This is a genomic window from Rhodoligotrophos defluvii (assembly GCF_005281615.1).
Classification (GTDB): Bacteria; Pseudomonadota; Alphaproteobacteria; order Rhizobiales; family Im1; genus Rhodoligotrophos; species Rhodoligotrophos defluvii.
Genome location: NZ_SZZM01000001.1, coordinates 1,233,131 through 1,256,083, shown reverse-complemented (window position 1 = coordinate 1,256,083; position 22,953 = coordinate 1,233,131). Strand labels below are relative to the sequence as shown.

Below are 22,953 nucleotides of genomic sequence, written 5' to 3'. Positions count from 1 at the left end.
TCAGTCTCGGCTGAGGCCCTCGTCGCGCAGCCGGTCGAGATAGGCCTGCCAGAGGGACGGCTGGTCGCGGCCCAGCTTCAGGAGATAGGTCCAGGAGAACAGCCCGGTCATATGGCCATCGCTGAAGACCAAACGGACGGCGTAGTTGCCGACCGGCTCGATATGGTGGATCGTCACGTTGCGCTTGCCGGGAACGGTGATCTCCTGGCCCTTGCCATGGCCCTTCACTTCGGCGCTCGGGCTCTCGACCCGCAGGAACTCGGCGGTGAGCTCATAATGCTCGCCATTGTCGAACAACACGGCCAGCGCGCGGCCGCCGGGCCTCAGCCTGAGCTCTTCCGGCCACGGCCGGTCTTCCTCAGTCCCGTTCGGCATCGGTCAGCTCGCGGGCCTCGTCGGGAAGCATGATCGGGATGCCGTCGCGAATGGGGTAGGCGAGGCCGGCTGCCCTGGAGATCAGCTCCTGGCGGTCGCGGTCATAGACCAATGTGGTCTTGGTCAGCGGACAGACCAGGATTTCGAGGAGCTTGGGGTCGATGCCGTGGCCTGCGGGCCGCTGCGGCTCGCGGGGCGGTTGCGACGGCTCGGGCAGATCGGAGGTCATTACGGTCTTGCGTCCTCATTGCAGAACTGGGGGCAGCCCGCCTCTCTTCTCAGCCAGGCCGATATCCGTCAATGCCGTGAGCACCTGGGCGCGGGCCTTCAGGTCCGCTGCCTCCAGAAGCGCCTGCTTCTCCTCCGGGCTGTAGGGGCTGATCATGGCAAGCGCGTTGATGAGCGCCTCATCGCTCGCCTGGGCGACGTCCGACCAGTCCGCCTGGAGATCGTGGAAAGCCAGGAATTCATCGAAAGCGCGCAACAGGGCCTGCCGATCGATGCCGATGTCGCCGTCATCCACCTCGAGGTCCGCCCCAAAGGGGCTGTAGTCCGGAATGGCGACCCGATACGGCCGCTCGCCCTGGGGGAGTTCCTCGGCAATGCGGAACCGACAGACACCGGTCAGCACGATCAGCATGCGGCCATCTTCCGTTTCGGAGAAGGCGGTGATGCGGCCGGCACAGCCGATCGGGTACACGGTGGGCGCCGCACGGGGGTCACGTTCCAGCCGGCGGCCCTCCACGGTATCGGGCTGAACCATGCCGATCATGCGCTCGCTGCGAATGGCGTCAGTCACCATGCGCAGATAGCGCGGCTCGAAGATGTTGAGCGGCAGTTCGCCGCGCGGCAGCAACAGAACACCGCCCAGGGGAAAGATGGGAAGCCGCTTGGGCAGATCGTCTATGCGGTCACGTCCAGTCGGCCCGGCCATTCCTCGCTCCATCTACGAGAACAGGATCGAAGACAGCTTGCGCCGGCCGGAGACGGTGAGTTCGTCCTTCGGCCCCCAGGCCTCGAAGAGCTTCACGATCTGCTTGCGGGCGGCCTCTTCGTTCCAGGCCCGGTCCATCCGCACGATGGCCAGCAGGTGCTCGAGGGCATCGGACCGGCGGCCGACCGCGTTGAGCGCCATGGCAAGATCGAACCGGCTTTGCAGGTCCTTGGGATCGCGCGACACCGCCGTCTCGAGCTGATCGATCTCGGAGGTGTCCACCGGGTTCGCGGCAAGCTCCAGCGCTGCCCTGGCGCTGGCGATCAATGGGTCCGACTGCTTGTCGGCCGGCACCATCTGCAGGGTCTCGGCGGCGGCCTGCGGATCACCCATCTGGATCTGGCAGCGGGCGAGGCCGGCAATGGCGGCGAGGTTGTCCGGCTCATATTGCAGGACCTGCGCGTAAGCCTCGATGGCGCCCCCGGGGTTGTTCAGGCGCAGCGCCTCGTCCGCCTCGGCGAGCAGCGCCTGCACTTCCTGGTCGGCCCCGCCGCCAACGCCGGCCGTCAGCCGATCGATAAAGGCCTTGATCTGGCTTTCGGGGAGCGCGCCGAGGAAGCCATCCACGGGCTGGCCGTTGACGAAGGCGTAGACGGCCGGGATCGACTGGATCCGCATCTGGGCCGCCAGCTGCTGGTTCTTGTCCACGTCGATCTTCACCAGCCGCACCTTGCCCTTGGCCGCGAGCACCGCCTTCTCCAGGGCCGGGCCGAGCTGGCGGCAAGGGCCGCACCAGGTGGCCCAAAAATCGACGATCACCGGCACCTGGCGGGATGCCTCGACCACATCCGCCATGAAATGGGCCGTATCAGAATCCTTGATCACGTCCGCGGCTGCGGGCGCTGTGCTATTGCCGCCGATAAGCTGTGTGTCCATTGCGCGTCCCGGATGAGATTTGCCCGTGGCGGCCTCGATGGGCGAGGCGCGGCCGAGGGCACCATGGTTCCCCGCCTAAAATGGCCGCCTCACGGCCGAATTACAATCCTCTCCCAATCAGGGCTCAGTCCAGTTTCACCACCTTCGGCTCATGCCCGCAGGATCTGATGAAGCGCAGGAGGTCTTCCGCGCGGATGGTGGTGGTGGCGTCATTGGACAGTGGATGGTAGTTGAGCCGGTCGTGCTGCATCATGGCCGAATCGAGCACCACCTTGACCCGGTGCTCCGTATCGTTGATCAGGCCGAACGGGGTGACCGAACCGGGCTCGACGCCCAGCAGCTCACGCATCAGCGCGGCCGAACCGAAGGACAGGCGGCCGGAGCCGATTTTTTCCGGCAGGGCCTTGAGGTCGACGACCGCATCTTCGAGCGCGACCACCAGCCAGACGACGCCCTTCTTGTCCTTGAGGAACAGGTTCTTGCAATGGCCGCCCGGAATGGAGCCGCGCAGCGCCCGCGCCTCATCCACCGTGAAGACGGGTGGATGCTCGGTGGTGTGGGTGGCGATGCCCAGCTCCGCAAAGCGGCGGAAGAGGTCTTCGCGGCTGGCGATCGCGCGGGTGATTTCCATGGATGGGAACCTCCTGTCCGGCCAATTGCGTGCAAAAACGGGATAGGGCCTGCAACTCGGCCCTTGCGGCGGCTCCTGCGCAAAACTTGCCGGAGCAACTGTCGTTGCTATTGCATTTGTCGCGGCTATGCGCAATAAGACGCCCGTTGGCGCGCTTCGAGCGCACCAGCCTTACCTATGCGGGCGTAGCTCAGGGGTAGAGCACAACCTTGCCAAGGTTGGGGTCGTGAGTTCGAATCTCATCGCCCGCTCCAATCTCACGAATGATCTGGATTGCCAGGAGCCGCCGAAAACCGGGGCTTTTTTGTGTTGCGTGAGCATGAGTTTCGGGTCGGCGAGCGGGCTGTGACGGCGCGGGTACACCGCGGTTCGATGGGGAGCGGTCGTCCCTGCTGGCGCCGCCGTGCCTTCCCGCCGCTGCTCCAAGACGACATTGGACGAGGGTCGGAATAATAGGACTCGACGGCAACCGCCGCAGCAAAGGTTGTCTTAACGGCCCAAGTTGGATGCACGACTGCCCTCTCCTCAGTGCATCTCATGCATGCCGGCCAAGGACGCTGATGGTCACTGCGCTGGTGCTGAGCGGGAATGCAACGACGGGAAGACCGGTCGATGATGGCCCTGGCTTGGAGTAGTAACGGTTTCGAACCTTCATGTTGTCGTGGAGGTCGTCCGCTGACGCAGTTCCGACATATAGCGTCGTTGCCTTGCACACCGCGCCGAAGTCGAGATGCATCCGCTCAAGTTCCGTCCTGATCGCGTCCATGATCGCGCTCGTTTGCGGAACAATCCCGCCGAGCTTTGCTTCGGCCCGGCCAGCGATCCAGAAGAAGTCACCGGCGACACGATTGAGAAGCGATACATCGCCATGCGCGGCTTCGCTGGACGAGTGGCCGGGATAAGCAAATGTCAGCTCGCCATGAATGAAGCCCTCGCGGTCCGCGCCCGCCTGGACAGCGAAGCCGGGATCGCCGCACAGCCCAACATTGCGAAGCTGGGTCAGTGCTTCGCCATCGCCTGCCTCAGAAATGTGCCACTGCTCGGCCAGCAACATTCTTCGGCCGACCAGCTGATCGAGCGCCTGCCGAGCGGCTTTGGCTGCGGCGGCCGCATTGTCCCGCTGAACCAGAACACGTGCCCAAGCCAATTCGTCACCATCGACTATTTCGATGCAGAAGCCGTCACTAGAGGAACCACGTTCGCCGCGCTCTGACGGGGCGTGTGACACGTGAAAGTCGATCTCGACGAGCATACCATCATAGTAGAAGTGCGGCACAGCTACCGGGATAAGCAGGGCACGCTGGCCAAACTCTTCTCGGAGCGTTGCAATCATCCGGCCAAACGTTTCCGGGCCCTGATCGACATAGTACAGGACCAGCTTTACGACTTGCGACGGGGTCATCCCGGTGTCGCTCAGGATCTGCTTTATGATCCGCGAAACGTGCCGGACCTGGCCAATGAGATCTCCGGGCGAAAGCGTTTCCCCATTCCTGCCGAGCGGGCATTGACCGCACGACCACCCCGTTTTTCCCTGCAACACGGCAAGCGAGTAAGGATGGTCGATCCGCATGTTCCACAATGTGTCGGATCGAACATAGATCCGCTCGCGCTGCGTCATGTGTCGGTCCTGCCCATCAATCGTGTGCGACCATGCCCTTGCCGATGAATATCAGCAATAGGCTTGCGTTCGTAACATTGCGAATGACAGCCTGTCGATCATGCACGCTAATCTCTCGATCAGCGCTGGCGCCATACGAAGAGGTTACAGGCATGGCTTACCCGAGTTGGCAGGACATTCGGAAGGGATCGATCGACAACACCTATTCCTTCATGAACCCCTGGTATGTTCCGATGATCGCGGAAGACATGCCGACCTTCATGGCTCGTCCGCATGCGACGACTCCGGAGGAGCTTGCCGACGCCGACGTGGTGATCATCGGTGCGCCTTACGTGGCGGGCTGGGGCGGTTATATGGGCCGTCGATGCCGAGGAATGGCTTGCCGCGCCCAAGCGCATCCGCCAACAGTCGATCCGGTACGGCTCAGGCTATATCCAGGAATTCGATCTCGACGTCTTCGAGCACTTGAGGGTCGTCGACTATGGGGATGCCGACATTCCGCCGGAATGCCTGGTCGCTCCGACGGCGGAAAACGTGCTGCGGGCGCAGGCGGCCGTGGAGAAGAAGGTGAACGATGCCATGGCGGCCGGCGCCGTTCCGGTCGTGATCGGCCAGAACAGCCCCTGCGGGTCCTTTGCGATTGCGAAGGTCGTGTCCGAGCGCACCAAGGGCAATGTCGGTTGTGTCTCTCTCGACACCCATTGGGACATCGCGCCAATGGACAAGCTGACCATGGACCCGCGCATCGCCGGGTCTGATTCATGGAAGTACAAGTGCTACGAGCTTCTCGATAATTTTGACCAGAAGCACCTCGTCGAGATCGGCGAGCGCGGGATGCTCGAAAACAAGGACATGGTGCGGATGTTCCTCGAGAAGGGCACCCATTTCTATCCCATGTGGAAAATACGCTCAGGCCTGGGGATCGAGGGCCTGGTGAACGAACTCCGTCACGCCTATGAGGGAACCGAGGCCGTATATTGCCACTGGGATATGGACGTGCTCGGCGGCGCCGGCCCGGCGCCCGGTGACATTCTCGGGGAACTGGCCGAGCCGTTCGGCATGTCAGACTACGAGGTCATCCGCCTGGCGCATGAAGTCGGCCGCCGGGGTCTCGCAGCCCTCTCCTTCATCTGCATTCCGCCGGGTTCACCGGCGATCTACCGGGTGCTGGTCTATGTGATCATGTATATGTGCGCTGGTCTTGCGATGAGGAAGATCGAAGCGGCGTCCGGAAATTCACGAGATGCTTTCAGCCGGACAACTGCATGACATATCACAGACAGATCAACACAGTCGCAGTCGTCGGCCTCGGGCTGATCGGTATGAGCTGGGTGGCCTATTTCCTTGCACGCGGATTCAAGGTGCAAGGCTTCGATCCAGACCCCGAAGCGAGCGCGCGAACGACAGCTTATGTCGAGAAGACCTGGCCGGCCCTGGTCGCGCTGGATCTTGTGGCCGCTCAGGCTCGCCGCGAAGACCTGCACATCTCGGCCAGCCTGGATGAGGCGATTGCGGGGGCTGATTTCGTCCAGGAGAACGCGCCGGAGCTCGCAACCGTGAAGGCGTCGGTGCTTGCGGAAATCGGACGCTATGCCCCGGAGACGGTCCCCATCGCGTCAAGCACGTCAGCGCTGAAGCTGACACCGCTGGTGGCGAGCGCTCCCCATCCCGAGCGGTATTTCCTCGCGCATCCGTTCAATCCGCCGCATCTCGTTCCGCTCGTGGAGGTGTCGGGGGGAGAGCGGACTTCGCCTGCGGTGCTGGACTGGGCCATGTGGTTCTACCGCCATATCCGGCGCGAGCCCGTGCGGCTCAAGCGCGAAATCCATGGCCATATTGCCAACCGCTTGCAATACGTCCTTTATAACGAGGCAGCGCGCATGGTACTGGAAGGCGTCGCCACAGCGGAAGACGTGGATGCTGCGGTGAGCTGGGGGCCCGGCATGCGCTGGGCGCTGTTCGGTCCGTTCATGACCATGCATCTCGGTGGCGGGCCAGGAGGCATCGCCAGCGCGTTTAACAAATTCCGGGATCGCGATGCCTTCAACACAGACCGGGCGGCGCGCATGGTCTTGACGCCGGAGCAGGAGGCCCTCTTCATCGAGGCTGTGGACAGGGCCATGCGTGGGCGAACCATCCAGCAGCTGGAGGCGGATCGTGACGCAGCCCTTGTGGAGCTCTACCGTCTCAAGATCAGGCACGCCTCCAACGCCACAGGGGACGAGTGATGGATTTCGAACAGCGAACGGTGCTCGTCACCGGTGGAACCTCCGGCATCGGCGAGGCTTGCGTGCGCGAATTCTACCGGCTCGGGGCCAAGGTTGCCTTCGTCGGGCGCGATGGCGCGAAAGCGGCCAGCATCGTCTCTTCGCTAAGTGACGAGGACCGCCTTCTGCCCATCACCGGTGACGTTGGCGATGCGGATTTTTGCGCCAGAGCCGTCGCTTCGACCGTTCAACGCTTCGGCCGCCTCGATGTGCTCGTCAACAGCGCGGCGGTCATGAAGCGCGGGAATGCTTCCGAACTCACCGATGCGGATTGGGAGGAGACCCTGCGTGTCAATGTCAGCGGCACGTTCTTCATGTGCCGGGAGGCGATCGCGGCGATGAAGCGCGGTGGCGGCGGCGCCATCGTCAATGTCGCGTCGGACTGGGGCCTGGTCGGCGGACGCGGGCACGTGGCTTATTGCACGGCCAAGGGCGCGGTGGTCAACATGACGCGCGCGCTCGCCCTGGATCATGCGCGGGACAATATCCGGATCAACGTGATCTGTCCGGGCGAGGTCCGCACGCCGATGCTGGCGTCCGGGCTCGAGCGGCGCGGATTCAGCCGTGATACTGGCTTTGATGAGCTCGGCAAGAACATCCCGATCGGCCGCATCTCCGAACCCGAGGAGCAGGCCCGATGCATCCGCTTTCTGGCATCGGATGATGCGAGCTACATCACTGGTGCGGTGCTTTCCGCAGATGGCGGCAGCACCACCCATTAGAGCCCGGCCGAATGGCCATGCCGGGCTGTGATTTGTGCGCATGCCCGACGGCGGGCGCAATTGAGCACCGAGCGGCGCCGGGAGCTCATCGCGCTGCAGCCACCTGGGCGAATGGGGCGTGCGCAAGACATCGCAAACGCGGTCTCGTTTTTCGCCTCACCGCGAACAGAGTTCGTCACGGGCCAGGTACTTTCCTTCCTCTCCAGTTTTTGTAGTCTTCATTGGTGTCGACCATTGATGGGCAACCGGTGGACGCCACGGAGGCGGGGGCCTCGTCCAACCACCTGCGTCACTTGGAGGACAGCGTGAAATCGCCAACAGTGAGAGTTATGGCCGCGGCCGATGAAGATCCGGCTATCGAAACGGTCGTGCTGGCGTTTGCAGCGGATCCTATGACACGATACACTTGGCCGTATGCACACCAGTACCTTGCGGCCATGCCGCGACTGGTCCGCGCGTTCGGAGGTAGGGCATTCTCCAACGGAACCGCCTTTTGCACCGACGGCTATGTCGGGACGGCGCTGTGGCTGTCCCCTGGGGCGCATCCTGACGAGGAAGGGCTTCGTGCGGTCATCGAGAGTACGATTGCGCCTTCTCTTGCCGCCGAAGCCGCGGCGATATTCGAGCAGATGGCCAAGTACCACCCGACCGAACCGCATTGGTACTTACCCCTGATCGGCGTCGACCCGGCATATCAAGGCGAGGGTCACGGCGATGCCTTGATGGCGTATGCACTCGCGCAATGCGATCGCGATCATGCGCCGGCCTACTTGGAATCCTCGAACCCGCGCAACATGTCGTTGTACCGGCGCCACGGCTTCGAACCACTCGGCGCGATCCAGGTCGGTTCGTCGCCGACGCTTGTCCCGATGCTGCGGCGGCCGCGTTGAGTCTGGGGAACGTAAACGTGCCGCCTCGTCGTCCGGGCCTGCGGGCCCGATGTGATCGCGCGCCCGGACATTCGCATGTCCGACGAGCTTACCGCCCTTTGAAGCGGGGCTTCCGCTTCTGTGCGAATGCAACGAGCGCTTCTTCGCCCGCTTGACCCATTTATAGCCAGTCAGCCCCCGAGCCTCTCTCGAGTGTTCGCAAGAATCAGAGCGGCGCCTTTCTCGCCGATCATTACGCTCGGCGAATTGGTGTTTCCAGAGGTGATGCGGGGCATGGCGGACGCGTCCACCACCCTGAGACCACCGACGCCTCGCACCCGCAGCCGCGCATCCAGTACAGCGAACGGGTCGTTTTCGATGCCCATCTTGGCAGTGCCAACAGGATGGAAGATCGTCGTGGCGAGGTCGCCGACGGCGCGCAGCAACTCGTCCTCGCTCGCCACCTGCCGGCCTGGCTTGAACTCTTCGGGCCGATAGCGCGCGAGTGGTGCCTGCGCGACCAGCTTTCGTGTCAGCCGGATACTATCAACCGCGACGCGCTTGTCTTCGTCCGTCGAGAGGTAGTTCGGCCGGATCGAGGGCGGCGCGACCGGGTCGCTGCTCTTGATATGGACGCTGCCGCGGCTGGTCGGGCGCAAGTTGCACACGCTTGCGGTGAAGGCATCGAAGGGGTGCAGGCCATCGCCCCACTTATCGAGGGACAAGGGCTGGATGTGGAACTCCAGATTGGCGGTCGCATATTCAGGCGAGGAGCGGGTGAAGATGCCGAGCTGCGAGGGCGCCATGGTGAGTGGTCCGCGCCGGCGCAGCAGGTAATCGAGACCCATGAGGCTGCGCCGGAACAGGCTGGCATAGTCGGTGTTCAAAGTGCGCACGCCCTGCACCTTGTAGACCGGCCGGATCTGCAGATGGTCCTGCAAGTTCTCGCCTACGCCGGGCGCATGGCGCACCACCTCAATGCCCATGGCCTGCAGACGTTCCCCATCACCAATGCCGCTACGTTCGAGAATGGCGGGCGAGGCCACCGAGCCAGCCGAAAGGACGACCTCGCCGGTTACCTGAGCAATATGCTGCTTGCCATCGCGCAGGAAGACCACGGCGGTGGCGCGACCGTCGCGCATCACCACGCGGTCGACCACCACGCCTGTTTCGAGTCGCAGGTTCGGCCGGTTCAGCACCGGCTTGAGGAAGGCTCGGGCAGCACTCCAGCGGCGGCCGCGCTTTTGGTTCACCTGGAAGTAGGAGGAGCCCTCGTTATCCCCGGTGTTGAAGTCGTCGATCTTAGCGATCCCCATGGCTTCTGCCGCATCGCGCACCGCATCCAGGATCTCCCAGCGGATGCGCGGATGCTCGACCCGCCATTCGCCGCCGGAACGGTGAAAGCGGTTCGGCGGAGCGATGTGATCCTCATGGCGCAGGAAGTGGGGCAGAACGTCCTCCCAGCCCCAACCTTCGAGACCCAGCTGCCGCCAGCCGTCATAGTCCGCTGCCTGGCCTCGCATATAGATCATGGCGTTTATGGCCGAAGAACCACCGATCACCTTGCCGCGCGGATAGGGCAGGGCACGACCGTTGAGCCCAGGTTCCGCTTCGGTCACGAACATCCAGTCGGAGCGCGGATTGCCGATGGCGAAGAGATAGCCGACCGGGATGTGGAACCAGATCCAGCGATCAAGCCCTCCAGCTTCGAGCACGAGCACCCGGTGGCGCGGGTCGGCCGAGAGCCGGTTGGCAACCACGCAGCCGGCAGAGCCGGCGCCGACCACGACATAGTCGTAGCTGCCGAAGTCCTTCAGCGTGTCACTCATGGCGGATCATTTCACAAAAGGAGTGTGCGCAGCCCATCAGACCGCGAGGTAACGGTGCTTGACATCGGCATTGGCGTCCAGTGTCGCCCAGTCGCCTTCGAAGACGATGTGGCCGGTGTCGATGATGTACAGCCGGTCGGTGCATTGGCGGGCGAACCACAGATTCTGCTCGCTGAGCAGCAGGCCTGCGCCGCTCTCATTGCACGCGGCCACCACGTCGCGGGCAAGCTGCTCGACAATGACGGGTGCAAGGCCCTCGGTCGGCTCATCAAGCATCATCAGCTTGGGGCGGGCGGCGATGGCCCGGGCCACTGCGACCATCTGCTGCTGCCCGCCGCTGAGCTGGCCGCCCAGGCGATCCCGGATCGGAACCAGCATGGGAAAGCGCTCAACGACCTGAACAGGGTCGAGTGCCGCCTGGCCGCGCGTTACCCCGTAGCAGGCCATGGCGATGTTCTCCAGCACCGTCACATGAGGAAAGATCCGGCGGTCTTCCGGCACCAGCACAAGCCCCTGGCGCACCCGTTTGAAGCTCGGCATGGCGCCAAGCTCTGCCCCTTGCCAGCTTACATGGCCAGCAACTCTCGGGCCTGCATTCATGATGCTCTTGAACAGAGTGGTCTTGCCGGCCCCGTTGCGGCCGACCACGGCGACCCGGCCGCCATCGGGAACCGCCAGGGAAATCCCGTGAAGGATTTGGCTGTCTCCGTAATAGGCGCTGAGATCGTCGACCCTAAGCACCGTAGATTTCCTTGCCTAGATAGACCTCGCGCACGGTGGGGTTCTCGCGCACCTCGTCCATGGTGCCGACCGCGATGGTCTCGCCCTGGTTCATCACCAGAATGCGGGTGGCGAGGCCGAAGATCACGTCCATGTCGTGCTCGGTCATCACCACGGTCATGCCGCTCTGCACGCGGAGTCGCCGGATCAGCTCGGTGGTGGCGATGCGATCGGAAGGCGACATGCCCGCGGTAGGCTCGTCCAACATCAATATGCGGGGATGGCCAGCGAGTGCGATGCCCAGCTCGAGGCGCTTCTTGTCGCCGTGGGACAGGAACCTAGCCTCCATCCCCCGCTTGTCGAGCAGGCCCACGTCGGACAGGTGCCGGTCCGCCTCCTGGACGATCTCCCGCTCAGGGCTGACCTTGTACCATGCGGGTGCCGCTTCGCCCCGGCCTTTGCGTCGCGCCTCGATCGCCACCACAATGTTGTCGAGCACCGCCATGTCCGGCAGAATGCGCGCGACCTGGAAGGTGCGGCCGATGCCCAGCCGCACCCGCTCGTGGGCAGGCACCGGGGTGATATCGCGCCCCGCATACCGCACTGTGCCCTGTTCGCAGCTGACCTCGCCGGTCATCACCCGGAACAGGGTGGTCTTGCCAGCACCGTTCGGCCCGATGATGGCGAAGGTCTCCTTCTCCTGGACATCCAGGTCGATGCCCTTCAGCACGTGATGGGCGCCATAGCTCTTGTGAATGCCGGACACCGTGAGAAGCGCACTCATGATGCTCGCCTTTCTGCCCGCTGCAGCTCCACCACGGGCTCCGCCCCTTCCCGCTTGCTCGCCTTGCGCTGCAAGCTCTCGAGGAGGCCCATGACACCAGCAGGTGCCGCCAGCACGATCACCAGCAGGGTTATGCCGATCACCAGTTCGGCCAGTCCGACCAGGTTGCGGGTGAGATAGTTGATCACCGAGAACAGCACGGTGCCGAGCACTGGTCCCCAGAACGCGTGTACACCGCCCAGGAGTGATGCGAGCATGGGCTGGGTGGAATGGATCCAGTGAGCCGATTCCGGCGTGACGATTTGTGCCCAGGGGGCATAGAGCGCGCCAGACACCGACGCAACCCCACCGGAGATCGTGAAGGCACCGAGGCGGTAGGCGCGCACATTCACCCCCATGAAGGCGGTTCGCTCCGGATCCTGTCTCAGGCTCACCAGCGTGCGCCCGAAGGGGCCGTGGCACACGACCCAGAGACCCCAGGCCAAGAGCCCGGCCGCGACGCAGAGGAACCAGTAGTAGCTGCGGCCCGAGCTCAGATCGATCACGAGGAGGCCCAGGTCGAGCGAAGGCCGCGGAATGGAGGCAAGCCCGTCCTCACGCCCGAGGGTGGTGCTATAGCCGATGATGATCCTGAGCACCTCGGCGAGGGCAAGGGTGAAAATGGCGAGATGGATCCCGGTGGTGCGACGCAGCAGGACCAGCCCAGTGATGACCGCGACCGCGGCACCGAGCACGCCGGAGGCGAGGATCAGCAGCAGGAAGTGGATGCCGAGCGCCGCACGCAAGGCATAGCCGGTGAGGTAGGCGCCGATTGCGAAGAAGGCCGCATGGCCGAAGCTGGCAAGACCAGTGAAACCGAACAGCAGGTTCCAGGACAGGGCGAACACGGCCTCGATGAGCACCAGCCCTGCAAGAAACATGATGCCCTGGTCGGCCCAGAATGGCAGACTAGCGAACGCGACGGCGCTTGCGACGAGGGCTAGGGGCTTCAGGCCGTTCAGCTTCATGCCGCTCATATCCGCTGGCCTCCCAGCAGGCCTTGCGGCTTAGCCAGCAGAAAGAGGATGACGAAGATGTAAGTTGCCATGCCCGGCATGTTGGGCATGAGCAGTGAGCTCGCGCTTTCGATGACACCCAGCAGGATGGCGGCGATGAACGCGCCGCGCACATTGCCCAAACCCCCGATGATGACAGCCATGAAGGCGAGCAAGAGGTAGCTTTCGCCGAGAATCGGTGAGAGCGTCTGGTTGGCGAGCAGCAGGCCACCCGCAAGCCCGGCCAGGAGGAAGCTCGCGATCACCGTCGCGGTCAGCGCCACCGGCACATTCACCCCGAGCAGGCCGGCCATCCAGCTGTCATGGGCGACGGACTGCAAGAGCTTGCCAAGCCAGGTGCGGTGGATGGCGAAGTCGAGCGCCAGGAAGACGACAATGCCGGCAATGATCACGAACAGGGAGTAGCTGGGGATGAACAGCTGGCCGATGATTAACGCGCCATCCAGCATAGGCGGCGGGTTGATCGAGTTATAGTTGACGCCCCAAATCAGCTTCACGATGCCGGAGCAGATCAGCAGCACCGCGAAGGTGGCGATCAGCATGTACGCCTCGTCCACATTGCGCAGCCGCTGCAGCACAGTGCGGTCGGCCAGGAAGCCCAGGGCAGCCACGACCACGCCCGCCACCACAGCGGCCAGGATGAACAGCCAGATCGACGGGGGATTGCTGCCGACGATGCTGAAGGCCACATAGGCGCCGATCATGAAGAAGGCGCCGTGGGCGAAATTGAGGATCTTGAGAATGCCGAAGATCAGCGTGAGCCCTGCCGCCACCAGGAACACTGCCATTCCGGTGGCGAGGCCGTTGACGAGGGTGAAGGCGAGATCGAGCAGCGTCATGGCGAGCCTGTCTGCCTGAACTTCAGGCCGCTGATGATGATGGCGTTTTCTGCAACCGGTATGCCTGCCTTCTCCGCCCGCGCCATCGCACCGGCAAAATCGGAGGCGTCGAACTGGATGCCATCGAGCCGGTCCGGCGCATCCGCCTCTTGGTGTGCGAAGCGGATTTCCGATTGCTCCAAGCCGATCCGGATCTCATGGCTATCACGCTCCGCGGGCCGGCCGATGAGGGCCGACCACTTCTCCGCCACCGTCTGCGGGTCGCGCACCTTGATTTGCGCCGCGCGGATCGGGCCCATGCCGGGCTGCACCTTCTCGCGCCAGTTGGGACCGGCCGGATACCAGCCGCCATCGAAGGGCCTGCCTTCGCGCTGCATGGAGAAAGACAGCATGGCCGCACCCACATCGCGTGGGTCGAGCTGCAGTTCGTGATATGTCGGATAGTCGACGGTTCCGGCCAGCCGGACGCCGCGGGCGGCCACCCGCTCGGCAAAGGGTTGCGTGGATTGAACCTCGGTAATCACCATGTAGCCGCCGGGCCCCCGCCGCTTGAGGAACCGCGCAGCCGGCGTGTCGTCGCGAACCGGCGCCACCAGCTCCAGGAACGTGTCGCCCATGGGTAGCTGCGCGCTCTTGAGCCCGTGCTGCGCGAAAAAGGCCGCCTGGTGCGGCGGTGGCGGTGTGTAGGGCAGGCCATACGCGGAAAGATCGGCCTTGCCATAGCATACTTTCAGGCCGAAGACGGCCATGAGCGCGTCAATGACCGGCTCGAGCTGCGCGGTGATAAGACAGATCTGCCTTAGGCGGATGCGCTCGCTCATGGTTCAGCGTCCGGTGAACTGGGGCTTGCGCTTTTCGCGGAACGCCGCCACCGCCTCCGCATGGTCGGCGGAGCGGTTGGACAGGGCCTCATAAGCGAGCAGCGTGTCCATGTTCTCTTGGGCGAACTTGCGCAGGCCGAGGTTGAGCGCGATCTTGGTGTAGCGGATGGCCTGGGTGGCGCCGCGGGCGAGCTTGGCCGTAATCGCCTCGACCTTGGCGTCGAGCTGATCGGCCGGCACCACATGGTTGATGAGGCCCATCTGTTTCGCCTCTTCCGCAGTGAGCATGTCGCCGGTGAGCAGCAGCTCCTTCGCCCGCATGTAACCCACCACGTGGGGCAGGATCGCTGCTGCCCCGTCGCCCGCCACCAGCCCCACCCGCACATGCGGATCGGCAAACCGCGCCGTGTCCACTGCCACGATGATGTCGCAGCCCAAAGCGAGGGTGGCGCCGAGGCCGATCGCGTCGCCGTTCATGCGGCAGACCATGGGCTTGGGCAGCTCCAGCATGGAGAAGACGATGCCCTTCGCCTCCTCGATGATGGCGCTGAACTCGGCTGGGTCGTCGATCATCGACTGTAGCCACTCGAGATCCCCGCCGGCACAGAACGCCCGGCCGGCACCGGTCAGCACGACAACGTCCGAATTGGGATCATCTGCAATGACGCGGAAGATGTGCCTGAGCTCGGTATGCATTTCGCGACCCACTGCGTTCAGCATGTCCGGGCGCTGCAGCGTGATGGTCGCGACCCGATCCTTGATCGAGATGCTCAGTGACTTGAAATCCTGGAATTTCATGCGGCCCCCTGCGCGCTGCTGTGACTGGTGATGCGGAGATAGCGGTTCATGTGCCAGCTCAGATCGCCAAAGGTCTTGCCGATGGCGCGCAGGCGTTTGTAATAGTGGCCGACCGGGCTTTCATCCGCCATGCCGATGCCCCCGTGCAGCTGTATGGCCTGGCCGGTCACAAATTCGCCTGCCTGGATGATGGTGATCATGGTGGCAGAGACAGCAGCCGCCCGAACGTCCGCGGGCGCATCCAGCATGGCCAGGCCGCGGAACAGCATGGAGCGTGCATTCTCCAGCTTCACGAACATGTCCGACAGCCGATGGGCCAGGACCTGAAAGCTCGCGAGCGCACGGCCGAACTGATGGCGCGTGCGGAGATACTCGGCCGTCATCTCGATGGCCGAGTCCATGGCGCCAATGGCTTCGGCGGCCATCAGTACTCGGGCCCGGTCCATGGCCTTGCCCAGGTGCGCCAGGCCGCATTCGGGGCCAGCGAGGAGCGCAGCAGCCGGTAGCCGTACCTGATCAAGTCCGAGATCGCAGGCGCGGCGATCGTCGATGGTGCGGTACCGGCGAATCTCCAGGCCTGCCGTATCCGCCGGCACCCAGAACAGCGCGATATCGCCGCTGCCGGTTTCGTCGCCGAACCTGGCCGACACGATGAACCCATCCGCCGCGGCGCCATCCAGCACCATGATCTTGCGGCCAGATAATAAGAAGGCGCCAGCGGAGTCTCGGCGGGCGGTGGTGTTCACCGCCGCCAGGTCGTAGCGGGAATGGCTCTCCTCGGTCGCCACCGCGACGAGCAGGGTGCCGGCCATGAGCTGTTCCAGCAGCTCCAGCCGCTCGGCGAGCTGGCTTTCAACGATGAGGTCCGCGCCCAGCACGGCGGTAGAAAGGTATGGCGCTGCCAACAACCCTCTGCCGAGTTCCTCCATGAGGATCGCGGCATCTTCACTCTTGCCGCCGAGCCCGTGCATGGTTTCTGGCACCAGGAGGGCGAGCCAGCCCAGCTCGGCAAAACTTACCCAGTGGGCGCGCGAAAAGCCCTCCTCTGTCTGGGCGAGCGCTCGACCCCGCCCGAAATCGTGCGCTTCCGCCACGAACCGCCGAACACTGTCCCGCAGCAGGGTCTGCTCTTCTGAAAGCGCGAATTCCAACTCTCAATCCTACTCACTGGCTGTGGCGGTCGCCGACCACCGCGATCACATTCCGAAAACCTGCTTGGCAATGATGCCGCGCTGAATCTCGTTGGTGCCGGCATAGATGGTCGCCGCCCGCAGGAACAGCTGGCGGGCGGCAAGGCCTGGCACGTAGTCGGGCGCATCCGCCGGCTGATCGTTGGCTTGCTCGGCCGCCGGATCGTGATAGGCAAGCCCTTTAGCGCCAACCAGGTCGGCTGCCAGCTCTGCCAAGCGCTGCTGAATCTCGCTGCCGATGATCTTGAGGCCGGAGGCACTTGCCTGGCTGCGCTCGCCATGGCCGTTGAACAGCTCGCGCAGCACCGACCATTCGAGGCCGTAGAGGTCGATTTCGAGCTGGGCGATGCGCAGGCGAATGTCTGGTAGGTCGAGCATCATGCCCTTCCCAGCCGGCTCGTGCGCGGCGATGTCCTTGAGCAAGGCGAGGTCGCGCTTTGAACGTGGCACCTGGGCATTGGTCACCCGCTCATTGCTCAACAGGAACTTGGCTTGGTCCCAGCCTTGCCCCTCCGCGCCCAACAGATCATGGGCCGGCACCCGCACGTTCTCAAGGAATACCTCGTTGACGCTGTGGCCGCCGTCGAGCGTGACGATCGGCCGGACCGTCACGCCGGGCGCGCTCATATCGAACATCAGGATCGACAACCCACCTTTCTGCGGCTTTACTTCCGGGTTGGTGCGCGCGAGGCAGAACATCTTGTCTGCATAATGCGCCTCCGTGGTCCATAGCTTCTGGCCGTTGATGACGTAATGGTCGCCATCGCGTACCGCGGTTGTCTTGACGGCCGCCAGGTCCGAGCCGGCGGATGGTTCCGAAAACCCTTGGCACCAGAAGGTCTCGCCGCTCAGGATGTCATCGAGATACCGTTGCTTCTGCGCGTCCGAACCGAAGGTGTAAATCAGCGGTCCGATCAGACGCAGGCCGAAATAGCTGAGGAATGGGGCATCGGCTGCGGCGCATTCCTCCTCGAAAATGTAGATCTGCAGAGGCGTCCAGCCAGTGCCGCCATATTCGTTGGGCCAGTGGGGTGCCGACCAGCCCTTTTCATAGAGGATGCGGTTCCACAGCTTGAGATCGGCCTTGCTGGGATGGACGCCCTGGCGGGTGCGCCGTGCCATATCAGGCGGAACGGAGTTACGCACAAAGGTGCGTACCTCCTGCCGGAACGCCTCGTCTTCCCCCGAAAAATTGAGATCCATACCATCCGCCTCGATCGAAATCCGCAAGACGCACCGGCCCCGGCGCTGGTTGGGCCGACGCTAATCGAGCACGCCGACCGGGTCAAACATTTTTGAATTCGAATTCAATTTCGATCCTTTAGTGAAACGTTCGCCCGCCATCCACCACCAGTGTCGTGCCCGTCACGAAGCTCGAGTCGGAAGAGGTGAGGAAAAGGATCGCGTTGGCCACCTCGATCGGCTCGGCAATGCGCTGCAACGCATAGAGCTGCTTCGCGCGCCCGGCCAGTGCGTCGGGATCGGGATGCCAGTCCGATACCATACGCGTCCTGGTCATACCGGGGCAGACGACATTGACCCTGACTTTCGGCGCAAGCTCCGCCGCCCAAACCTTGGACAGCACCGCGATGCCGCCCTTGCTGGCGCCGTAGGCGGAAAGTTCGGGGTAGGGCACGATGGCCGAAGCCGAACCGAGATTAACGATGGTGGGCTCGTCCGCCTTCATGAGGTGAGGCAGCACCGCGCGGGTCACCAGGAACGGGCCGGTGAGGTTCACCGCCAGTGTCCGGTTCCAGAGATCGAGTGTAGTCTCCGCCAGCTCGGCCACGGGAAAGATGCCGGCCACGTTCACCAGGCCGTCGATGCCGCCGAGCGCGTTTGCCGCCTCTCTTATTGCAACTTCAACAGAAGCCTCATCGCTCACATCGACAGGGACGGCCGTGCCCTTGAGATCTACGAGACCGGCCTCATCCTGGTCGAGCAGAGCGAGGCTTGCTCCCTCCTGCGCGAACAGCTCTGCCGCCGCTCGGCCAATGCCGGAGGCAGCGCCCGTAATGAGAATGCGCCGGCCGGCAAGCTTGCCTTGCCCCGCGCTCACCGGACCGCCTCCGCTTCGACCAGCTCGCGCGCCTTCTGGCGGAGGATGTCCTTGCGCACTTTGCCGACGCTGGTGCGCGGCAGCTCTTCCACCAGCTCCAGCCGCTCAGGAATCTTCTGCATGGCCGTTCCGACCTCTATGAGGTAGCGCTTGATCTCGGCCAGATCGACGGTGTGGCCCTCCCTCGGGATAACGAAGGCGCAGGCTGCCTCGCCAGTGCGCGGGTGGGGCATGGCGACGATAGCGATATCGGCGATCGCCGGATGGTTGAACAGGATGTCCTCGATCTCCTTCGGGCTGATATTCTCGCCGGCGCGGATGATCAGGTCTTTCTTGCGGCCGGTCACTACGATGAACTCGTCATTGACGATGCGGCCGAGGTCGCCCATGCGGAAAAAGCCGTCCTCGTCGAACGCCTCCGCGTTGTCCTCGACCCGCGCATAGCCCAGGAACATCTGCGGCGCCCGAGCGATAATCTCGCCTTCCTCGCCCTTGGGCACGGGTGCACCCGTCTGCGGATGGACGATGCGCGCCTCGCCGAGCCAGATCTGGCCGTCGGTGGTCGCGCCCATCTCCAGGAGATCACGACTGTTCACACCGGCGGTGATGCAGGGCACCTCGGTCGAGCCGTAGATGCGCGAGGGCGCACAGTTCGGGAACACCCGCGCCGCCTCGCGGATCAGATCGGGCGGCACCTGCGCGCCGCCGCAGAGGAAGAAGCGCAGATCGGGCAGCGTTTCGCCGGTCTTCTTCGCTTCCTCGACCAAGCCCTGCAGGAAGATCGTGGCCGCCACGATGCCGTTGACCTTGCGGCGGCGCATCATCTCAAGGCCCAACCGCGGCTCCCAGATGTCGAGCATCACCGTGGTGATGCCGACGGTAAACGGTAGGCACAGCGAGTAGAGCGCACCGGTTACGTGAGTGACCGGTGAGGGGTTGAACATCACGTCTGCAGACCTCAGCCCGAGATGAGTGAGCCGCGCGCGGTTCTCCGCCTGCAGGCTGTTGTGGCTGTGCAGCACGCCCTTGGCGCGCCCGGTGGTGCCGGACGTGTACATGATCATTTTCACGGCATCGGGGTCGGCGCCTGGAAGTGCCGTGTCGTCCTTTGCCTCATCCACCAGCGCTTGGTAGCCGACGAATTCCTCCGGCTCATCGCGGACCACGACCACCTCGACCGGTTTATCGAGGCTCGACATCACCCGACGCATCATGGCGCGATAGTCATAATTACGGAACGTGCCGGGCACGAAGATCAGCTTGCTGCGGCAGTCGCGCAGCATGAAATTGATCTCCAGGTCGCGGTAGATCGGCACCAGCGGATGCACGACCAGGCCACCCATGGCGGCGGCGAGATTGATCACCACCGCCTCGTACCAGTTCGGCAGCTGGAAGGATATCGTGTCGCCGGGTTTCAAGCCGCGCTGCACCAGTGCCCGTGCCAGGCGCTGCGCTTCCCCATGCAACTGGCGCACCGTGTATTGCTGCTCGCGGTCGACCACCAACACCTTATCCGGCGCCCTGGCCAGCATCTCGTCGGCGTAATCGGCAATGGTCTTGTCCGCCCAGGCCCCTTCCGCCTTGAGGCGGCGAGCCCGTTGCTCGTCCCAGAGCACGGTCCAGCCGCTCACGTCCTGACGCATTCCGCAAATCTCCACCTGCTATTTGAACTTGAACTCCACGGGTTTGCCCGGGCTCGGTGGCTCGATCACCTCCTGGCCAGGGATCCGCACGAAGTCTGTCACGGTCCAGCCCTGTTCGGATTCGTCAGGACCGAAGGTGATGAAGTTCACATCCAGAACGGCCTGGTGGTCCTCCTTGCGGAAGGTGCGCGTGCCCTTGGCCGTGTCGAAGGTCATGCCCTCCAGCGCCTTTACTACAGCGGCCGCGTCCGTCGAGCCGGCCTTCTCGATCGCCTCCGCATAGGCCAGCACTGCGGCATGCCCCTGCTCCACATAGCCGATCGGCAACTTGTCGCCGGTCTTGGCTACGTAATCTTCATACAGCTTCTTGCCCAGCGGCGTATCCTGATAGCCGCCATAGTACCAGTGCATGGCGGTCCAGAAATTGGGGATCATGCGCTTGCCCAGTGCCTTGGGCACGTTGAACTCGTTGGCACCGTCGGCAATGACCTTGAACTTGCGGTCGAGCCCGAAACTCGCCGCCTGCGCTAGGAGGGTGACCGCATCCGCGCCGTTCGTGTTGTTGAACAGGCCGTCGGCCGGCGAGCGCATAAGTGCGGATATTTGTGGCTTGAAGTCGGTGGCGCCAAACTTGGTGAGCACGGGGTCGTAGACCTCGACCTCCTTCTTGGCGATGGCGGGGTAATATTCCTTAAGCCCGTCGACAAAGCCGTCCCACGATTGATGGCCGTAAGCCGCATCGGGGAAGATGCCCGTCCACCTCGTCACGTCGGGGAATTTCTCGGCCATCACCCGTGCGAGCGCCCGGTACCGCATATAGGAGTTGTCGCTGACCCGGAAGTAGTTCGGCACGAAGGATTCATGGGTAAGACTGTCGGCGATGGCGGCGCAAGAGATCAGTACGGCATTGTTTGGCTGAAGTAAGGGGCCAATCGCCAAGGCCACAGACGTCTGGATTGCGCCGAACATCAGGTGCACGCCCTCGCCGATGAGCCCTTGCGCCTGCTTCACCGCCTCCGGGCCTGCCGCCTTGTCGTCGCGGGCGACGATCTCGACCTTGCGCCCGTTCACCCCGCCGGCGGCATTGATCTGCTCGGCGGCGATCTGCGCGCCCAGCAGCATGGGCGCGCCGAGGATCTCCTGCGCACCGCTCAACGGGCCGATGAAGCCGAGCCGGATCGGGCCATCCTGGGCCATCGCGCGGATGGGCGCGAGGCCGGTTCCCAGAAGCATGCCGCCGCCGGCGATCCCGGCAAGCAGGCGGCGGCGTGTGGTTTTCCTTTTCATCATGGACTTGCCTCCTCCCCAGTATGGGCCGCTCAACTCCACCAGCGACCGCCATTCACGATGAGCGATTGGCCGGTGATGTAGCGGCTCTGGTCGCTTGCGAAGAACACCACCACATTGGCCACATCCTGCGGCTCGCCGGCAAAGCCCATGGGCGTCTCCTTGAGATACTGCTCCCAAATGGGCAGCCGGTCGGCCGCCGCGGTGCGGATCGGGCCCGGGCAGACCGCGTTCACATTGACATGGAACGGTGCAAGCTCACGGGCGAGCGCCCGGGTCAAGCCTATGATGCCGGCCTTGGCCGCTGCATAATCCGCAACCCCTTGCGAGCCCATATAGGCCGCTTCCGAGGCGATGGAGATGATCTTGCCGCTGCGGCGCTCGCGCATGCCGGGCACCACCTGGCGCGAGCACGTCATGGCCGTATAGAGATTGAGCTTCAGGATGAAATCCCAGGTCTCGGGTTCCGAGCACCAGAATTCCGAGGCCCGCTCCCGCGCGCTCTGGCCCACATTGTTCAGGAGAATGTCGACCGACTTGATCTCCCGCTCGATGCGCTGGAATGCATCCACGATTTGGGCGTTGTCGGTACAGTCGACCCGCATGGGATGAGCGGCTCGCCGCAAGCGGCCGATCTCTTCGGCCGTCTCCGCGAGCCCGCTCTCATGAATGTCGATAAGCACCACGTCGGCGCCATTGCGGGCGAGATGGATGGCGGAGGCGCGGCCGATGCCGTTGGCAGCGCCGGTCACCACCGCCAGGCGGCCGGTGAGGTCTGTGGTGGTCGCTGCGGGTGTTGGCATCGTCACCTCTTTGCTGATTACGCGATCAGGCCACCGTCCACGGTGTAGACAGCGCCGGTCGTGTAGCTGGCCTCGTCGCTGAGCAGGAAGGCGACCAGGCTTGCGACTTCCTCGGGTTCGCCATTGCGCTCGATGGGCCGGCCGGCGCTGCCCCACGGACCCACCCCGGCGGCTTGGGCGAGCGCGCGCAGCATCGGGCTTTCGATAGCCCCGGGAGCCACCGCGTTGACGCGAATGCCGTATTTCCCGTTCTCGATGGCAGCCGATGCGCTCAAGGCGATAACGGCCCGCTTCGAGGCACCGTACAACGAGCGGTCGGCCCGGGCCTTGAGCGCGGCGACGGACGCAAAATTCACAACCGAGCCACCACGGCCCTGGTCGATCATCTGCAGCAGCGCCGCCTTCATCACCAGAAACACGCCGCGCACATTGACCCGGTAAACAAGATCAAGGTCTTCAGCGGCGAGCGAGGTGATCGGGCCTGAGGCCCCGAGAATGCCCACCGCATTGACCAGCAAGTCCAGGCTGCCGAAGGCTTGCACGGTGGAGCGAATCGCGTGGTCAGCACCCTGCTCGGTCGTCAGGTCGGCCTCGATTGTGCAGAGGCTGTCAGACCGGTACGCCGCTGCAAGACTGCGCAGCGCATCGTGGTTCACGTCGGTCGCAGCCACCCTGCAGCCTTCATCGAGCAGCCGCTTGACGATGGCGGCACCGATCGTACCGCCGCCGCCGGTTACCAGCGCAACCTTATCCGCCAGTCCCCTGAACGCCAT

At 63.9% G+C, this 22,953-nt stretch carries 25 protein-coding genes and 1 tRNA gene; 6 read left to right on the top strand and 20 right to left on the bottom strand.

The window, feature by feature from the left end:
• The 5 genes from E4P09_RS06015 to E4P09_RS05995 all read right to left on the bottom strand — a co-directional run bounded on the left by E4P09_RS06015 (position 1) and on the right by E4P09_RS05995 (position 2,876).
• Positions 1-375: a gamma-butyrobetaine hydroxylase family protein gene (locus tag E4P09_RS06015; protein WP_137388624.1), complete on the bottom strand. Its 375-nt coding sequence runs from the start codon at positions 373-375 to the stop codon at positions 1-3.
• Positions 359-604 (bottom strand): Trm112 family protein, encoded by a 246-nt coding sequence (locus tag E4P09_RS06010; RefSeq protein ID WP_137388623.1) that lies wholly within the window; start codon positions 602-604, stop codon positions 359-361. Before E4P09_RS06010 ends, E4P09_RS06015 begins: the two co-directional genes overlap by 17 nt.
• A gap of 15 nt (positions 605-619) precedes the next feature.
• Entirely contained in the window at positions 620-1,309 is a 690-nt protein-coding gene (locus tag E4P09_RS06005) for an LON peptidase substrate-binding domain-containing protein (RefSeq protein WP_137388622.1), read from the bottom strand.
• Between the two features lie 12 nt (positions 1,310-1,321).
• Positions 1,322-2,245: a thioredoxin gene (trxA, locus tag E4P09_RS06000; RefSeq protein WP_137388621.1), complete on the bottom strand. Its 924-nt coding sequence runs from the start codon at positions 2,243-2,245 to the stop codon at positions 1,322-1,324.
• A 124-nt stretch (positions 2,246-2,369) separates the two neighbouring features.
• Complete coding sequence (locus E4P09_RS05995) at positions 2,370-2,876, bottom strand: prolyl-tRNA synthetase associated domain-containing protein (protein WP_137388620.1); 507 nt, start codon at positions 2,874-2,876, stop codon at positions 2,370-2,372.
• Between the two features lie 179 nt (positions 2,877-3,055).
• Here E4P09_RS05995 and E4P09_RS05990 point away from each other — a divergent pair.
• Positions 3,056-3,130 (top strand) — tRNA-Gly (locus E4P09_RS05990).
• Between the two features lie 281 nt (positions 3,131-3,411).
• Here E4P09_RS05990 and E4P09_RS05985 read toward each other — a convergent pair.
• Positions 3,412-4,494, bottom strand: coding sequence for a RidA family protein (locus tag E4P09_RS05985; RefSeq protein WP_137388619.1), 1,083 nt, complete (start codon positions 4,492-4,494; stop codon positions 3,412-3,414).
• A gap of 321 nt (positions 4,495-4,815) precedes the next feature.
• Between E4P09_RS05985 and E4P09_RS05980 the strand changes: the two genes are divergently transcribed.
• From E4P09_RS05980 to E4P09_RS05960, 5 genes are read left to right on the top strand one after another with little or no spacing between them, the layout of a single operon-like run.
• Positions 4,816-5,763, top strand: a complete 948-nt coding sequence (locus E4P09_RS05980) for an arginase family protein (RefSeq protein ID WP_137388618.1) — start codon at positions 4,816-4,818, stop codon at positions 5,761-5,763.
• Positions 5,760-6,722, top strand: coding sequence for a 3-hydroxyacyl-CoA dehydrogenase family protein (locus tag E4P09_RS05975; protein WP_137388617.1), 963 nt, complete (start codon positions 5,760-5,762; stop codon positions 6,720-6,722). Before E4P09_RS05980 ends, E4P09_RS05975 begins: the two co-directional genes overlap by 4 nt.
• Positions 6,722-7,483, top strand: coding sequence for an SDR family NAD(P)-dependent oxidoreductase (locus E4P09_RS05970; protein ID WP_137388616.1), 762 nt, complete (start codon positions 6,722-6,724; stop codon positions 7,481-7,483). The genes E4P09_RS05975 and E4P09_RS05970 overlap by 1 nt, the downstream gene beginning before the upstream one ends.
• A 27-nt stretch (positions 7,484-7,510) precedes the next feature.
• A complete protein-coding gene (locus E4P09_RS05965; protein ID WP_137388615.1) occupies positions 7,511-7,792 on the top strand; it encodes an SDR family oxidoreductase in 282 nt (93 codons plus the stop codon).
• Positions 7,789-8,373: a GNAT family N-acetyltransferase gene (locus E4P09_RS05960; protein ID WP_170984253.1), complete on the top strand. Its 585-nt coding sequence runs from the start codon at positions 7,789-7,791 to the stop codon at positions 8,371-8,373. The genes E4P09_RS05965 and E4P09_RS05960 overlap by 4 nt, the downstream gene beginning before the upstream one ends.
• A gap of 170 nt (positions 8,374-8,543) precedes the next feature.
• Here the strand turns inward: E4P09_RS05960 and E4P09_RS05955 are convergent, their stop codons facing one another.
• The 14 genes from E4P09_RS05955 to E4P09_RS05890 all read right to left on the bottom strand — a co-directional run bounded on the left by E4P09_RS05955 (position 8,544) and on the right by E4P09_RS05890 (position 22,953).
• Positions 8,544-10,181 carry a GMC family oxidoreductase gene (locus tag E4P09_RS05955; protein ID WP_137388613.1) on the bottom strand — a complete coding sequence of 546 codons (1,638 nt, stop codon included), beginning with the start codon at positions 10,179-10,181 and terminating at the stop codon, positions 8,544-8,546.
• 36 nt (positions 10,182-10,217) lie between these two features.
• Positions 10,218-10,922, bottom strand: a complete 705-nt coding sequence (locus E4P09_RS05950) for an ABC transporter ATP-binding protein (protein ID WP_137388612.1) — start codon at positions 10,920-10,922, stop codon at positions 10,218-10,220.
• Positions 10,915-11,685 (bottom strand): ABC transporter ATP-binding protein, encoded by a 771-nt coding sequence (locus E4P09_RS05945; RefSeq protein ID WP_137388611.1) that lies wholly within the window; start codon positions 11,683-11,685, stop codon positions 10,915-10,917. The genes E4P09_RS05950 and E4P09_RS05945 overlap by 8 nt, the downstream gene beginning before the upstream one ends.
• The gene (locus tag E4P09_RS05940; protein WP_239025035.1) at positions 11,682-12,701 is read right to left on the bottom strand and encodes a branched-chain amino acid ABC transporter permease; all 1,020 of its coding nucleotides are present in this window, start codon (positions 12,699-12,701) and stop codon (positions 11,682-11,684) included. The genes E4P09_RS05945 and E4P09_RS05940 overlap by 4 nt, the downstream gene beginning before the upstream one ends.
• Complete coding sequence (locus E4P09_RS05935) at positions 12,698-13,579, bottom strand: branched-chain amino acid ABC transporter permease (RefSeq protein ID WP_137388610.1); 882 nt, start codon at positions 13,577-13,579, stop codon at positions 12,698-12,700. The genes E4P09_RS05940 and E4P09_RS05935 overlap by 4 nt, the downstream gene beginning before the upstream one ends.
• The gene (locus E4P09_RS05930) at positions 13,576-14,400 is read right to left on the bottom strand and encodes a VOC family protein (protein WP_137388609.1); all 825 of its coding nucleotides are present in this window, start codon (positions 14,398-14,400) and stop codon (positions 13,576-13,578) included. The genes E4P09_RS05935 and E4P09_RS05930 overlap by 4 nt, the downstream gene beginning before the upstream one ends.
• A 3-nt stretch (positions 14,401-14,403) precedes the next feature.
• The gene (locus tag E4P09_RS05925; RefSeq protein ID WP_137388608.1) at positions 14,404-15,198 is read right to left on the bottom strand and encodes an enoyl-CoA hydratase/isomerase family protein; all 795 of its coding nucleotides are present in this window, start codon (positions 15,196-15,198) and stop codon (positions 14,404-14,406) included.
• Positions 15,195-16,349: an acyl-CoA dehydrogenase family protein gene (locus E4P09_RS05920; protein ID WP_137388607.1), complete on the bottom strand. Its 1,155-nt coding sequence runs from the start codon at positions 16,347-16,349 to the stop codon at positions 15,195-15,197. Before E4P09_RS05920 ends, E4P09_RS05925 begins: the two co-directional genes overlap by 4 nt.
• Positions 16,350-16,394: 45 nt before the next feature.
• Positions 16,395-17,591, bottom strand: a complete 1,197-nt coding sequence (locus tag E4P09_RS05915) for an acyl-CoA dehydrogenase family protein (protein ID WP_137388606.1) — start codon at positions 17,589-17,591, stop codon at positions 16,395-16,397.
• Positions 17,592-17,709: 118 nt separating this feature from the next.
• On the bottom strand, positions 17,710-18,447 hold the full coding sequence (locus tag E4P09_RS05910) for an SDR family NAD(P)-dependent oxidoreductase (RefSeq protein ID WP_137388605.1): 738 nt from the start codon (positions 18,445-18,447) through the stop codon (positions 17,710-17,712).
• A complete protein-coding gene (locus tag E4P09_RS05905) occupies positions 18,444-20,090 on the bottom strand; it encodes an AMP-binding protein (RefSeq protein WP_137388604.1) in 1,647 nt (548 codons plus the stop codon). Before E4P09_RS05905 ends, E4P09_RS05910 begins: the two co-directional genes overlap by 4 nt.
• A gap of 18 nt (positions 20,091-20,108) precedes the next feature.
• Entirely contained in the window at positions 20,109-21,380 is a 1,272-nt protein-coding gene (locus E4P09_RS05900; protein ID WP_137388603.1) for an ABC transporter substrate-binding protein, read from the bottom strand.
• 29 nt (positions 21,381-21,409) lie between these two features.
• Positions 21,410-22,180 carry an SDR family NAD(P)-dependent oxidoreductase gene (locus E4P09_RS05895; RefSeq protein ID WP_137388602.1) on the bottom strand — a complete coding sequence of 257 codons (771 nt, stop codon included), beginning with the start codon at positions 22,178-22,180 and terminating at the stop codon, positions 21,410-21,412.
• A 17-nt stretch (positions 22,181-22,197) separates the two neighbouring features.
• Positions 22,198-22,953, bottom strand: coding sequence for an SDR family NAD(P)-dependent oxidoreductase (locus tag E4P09_RS05890; protein ID WP_137388601.1), 756 nt, complete (start codon positions 22,951-22,953; stop codon positions 22,198-22,200).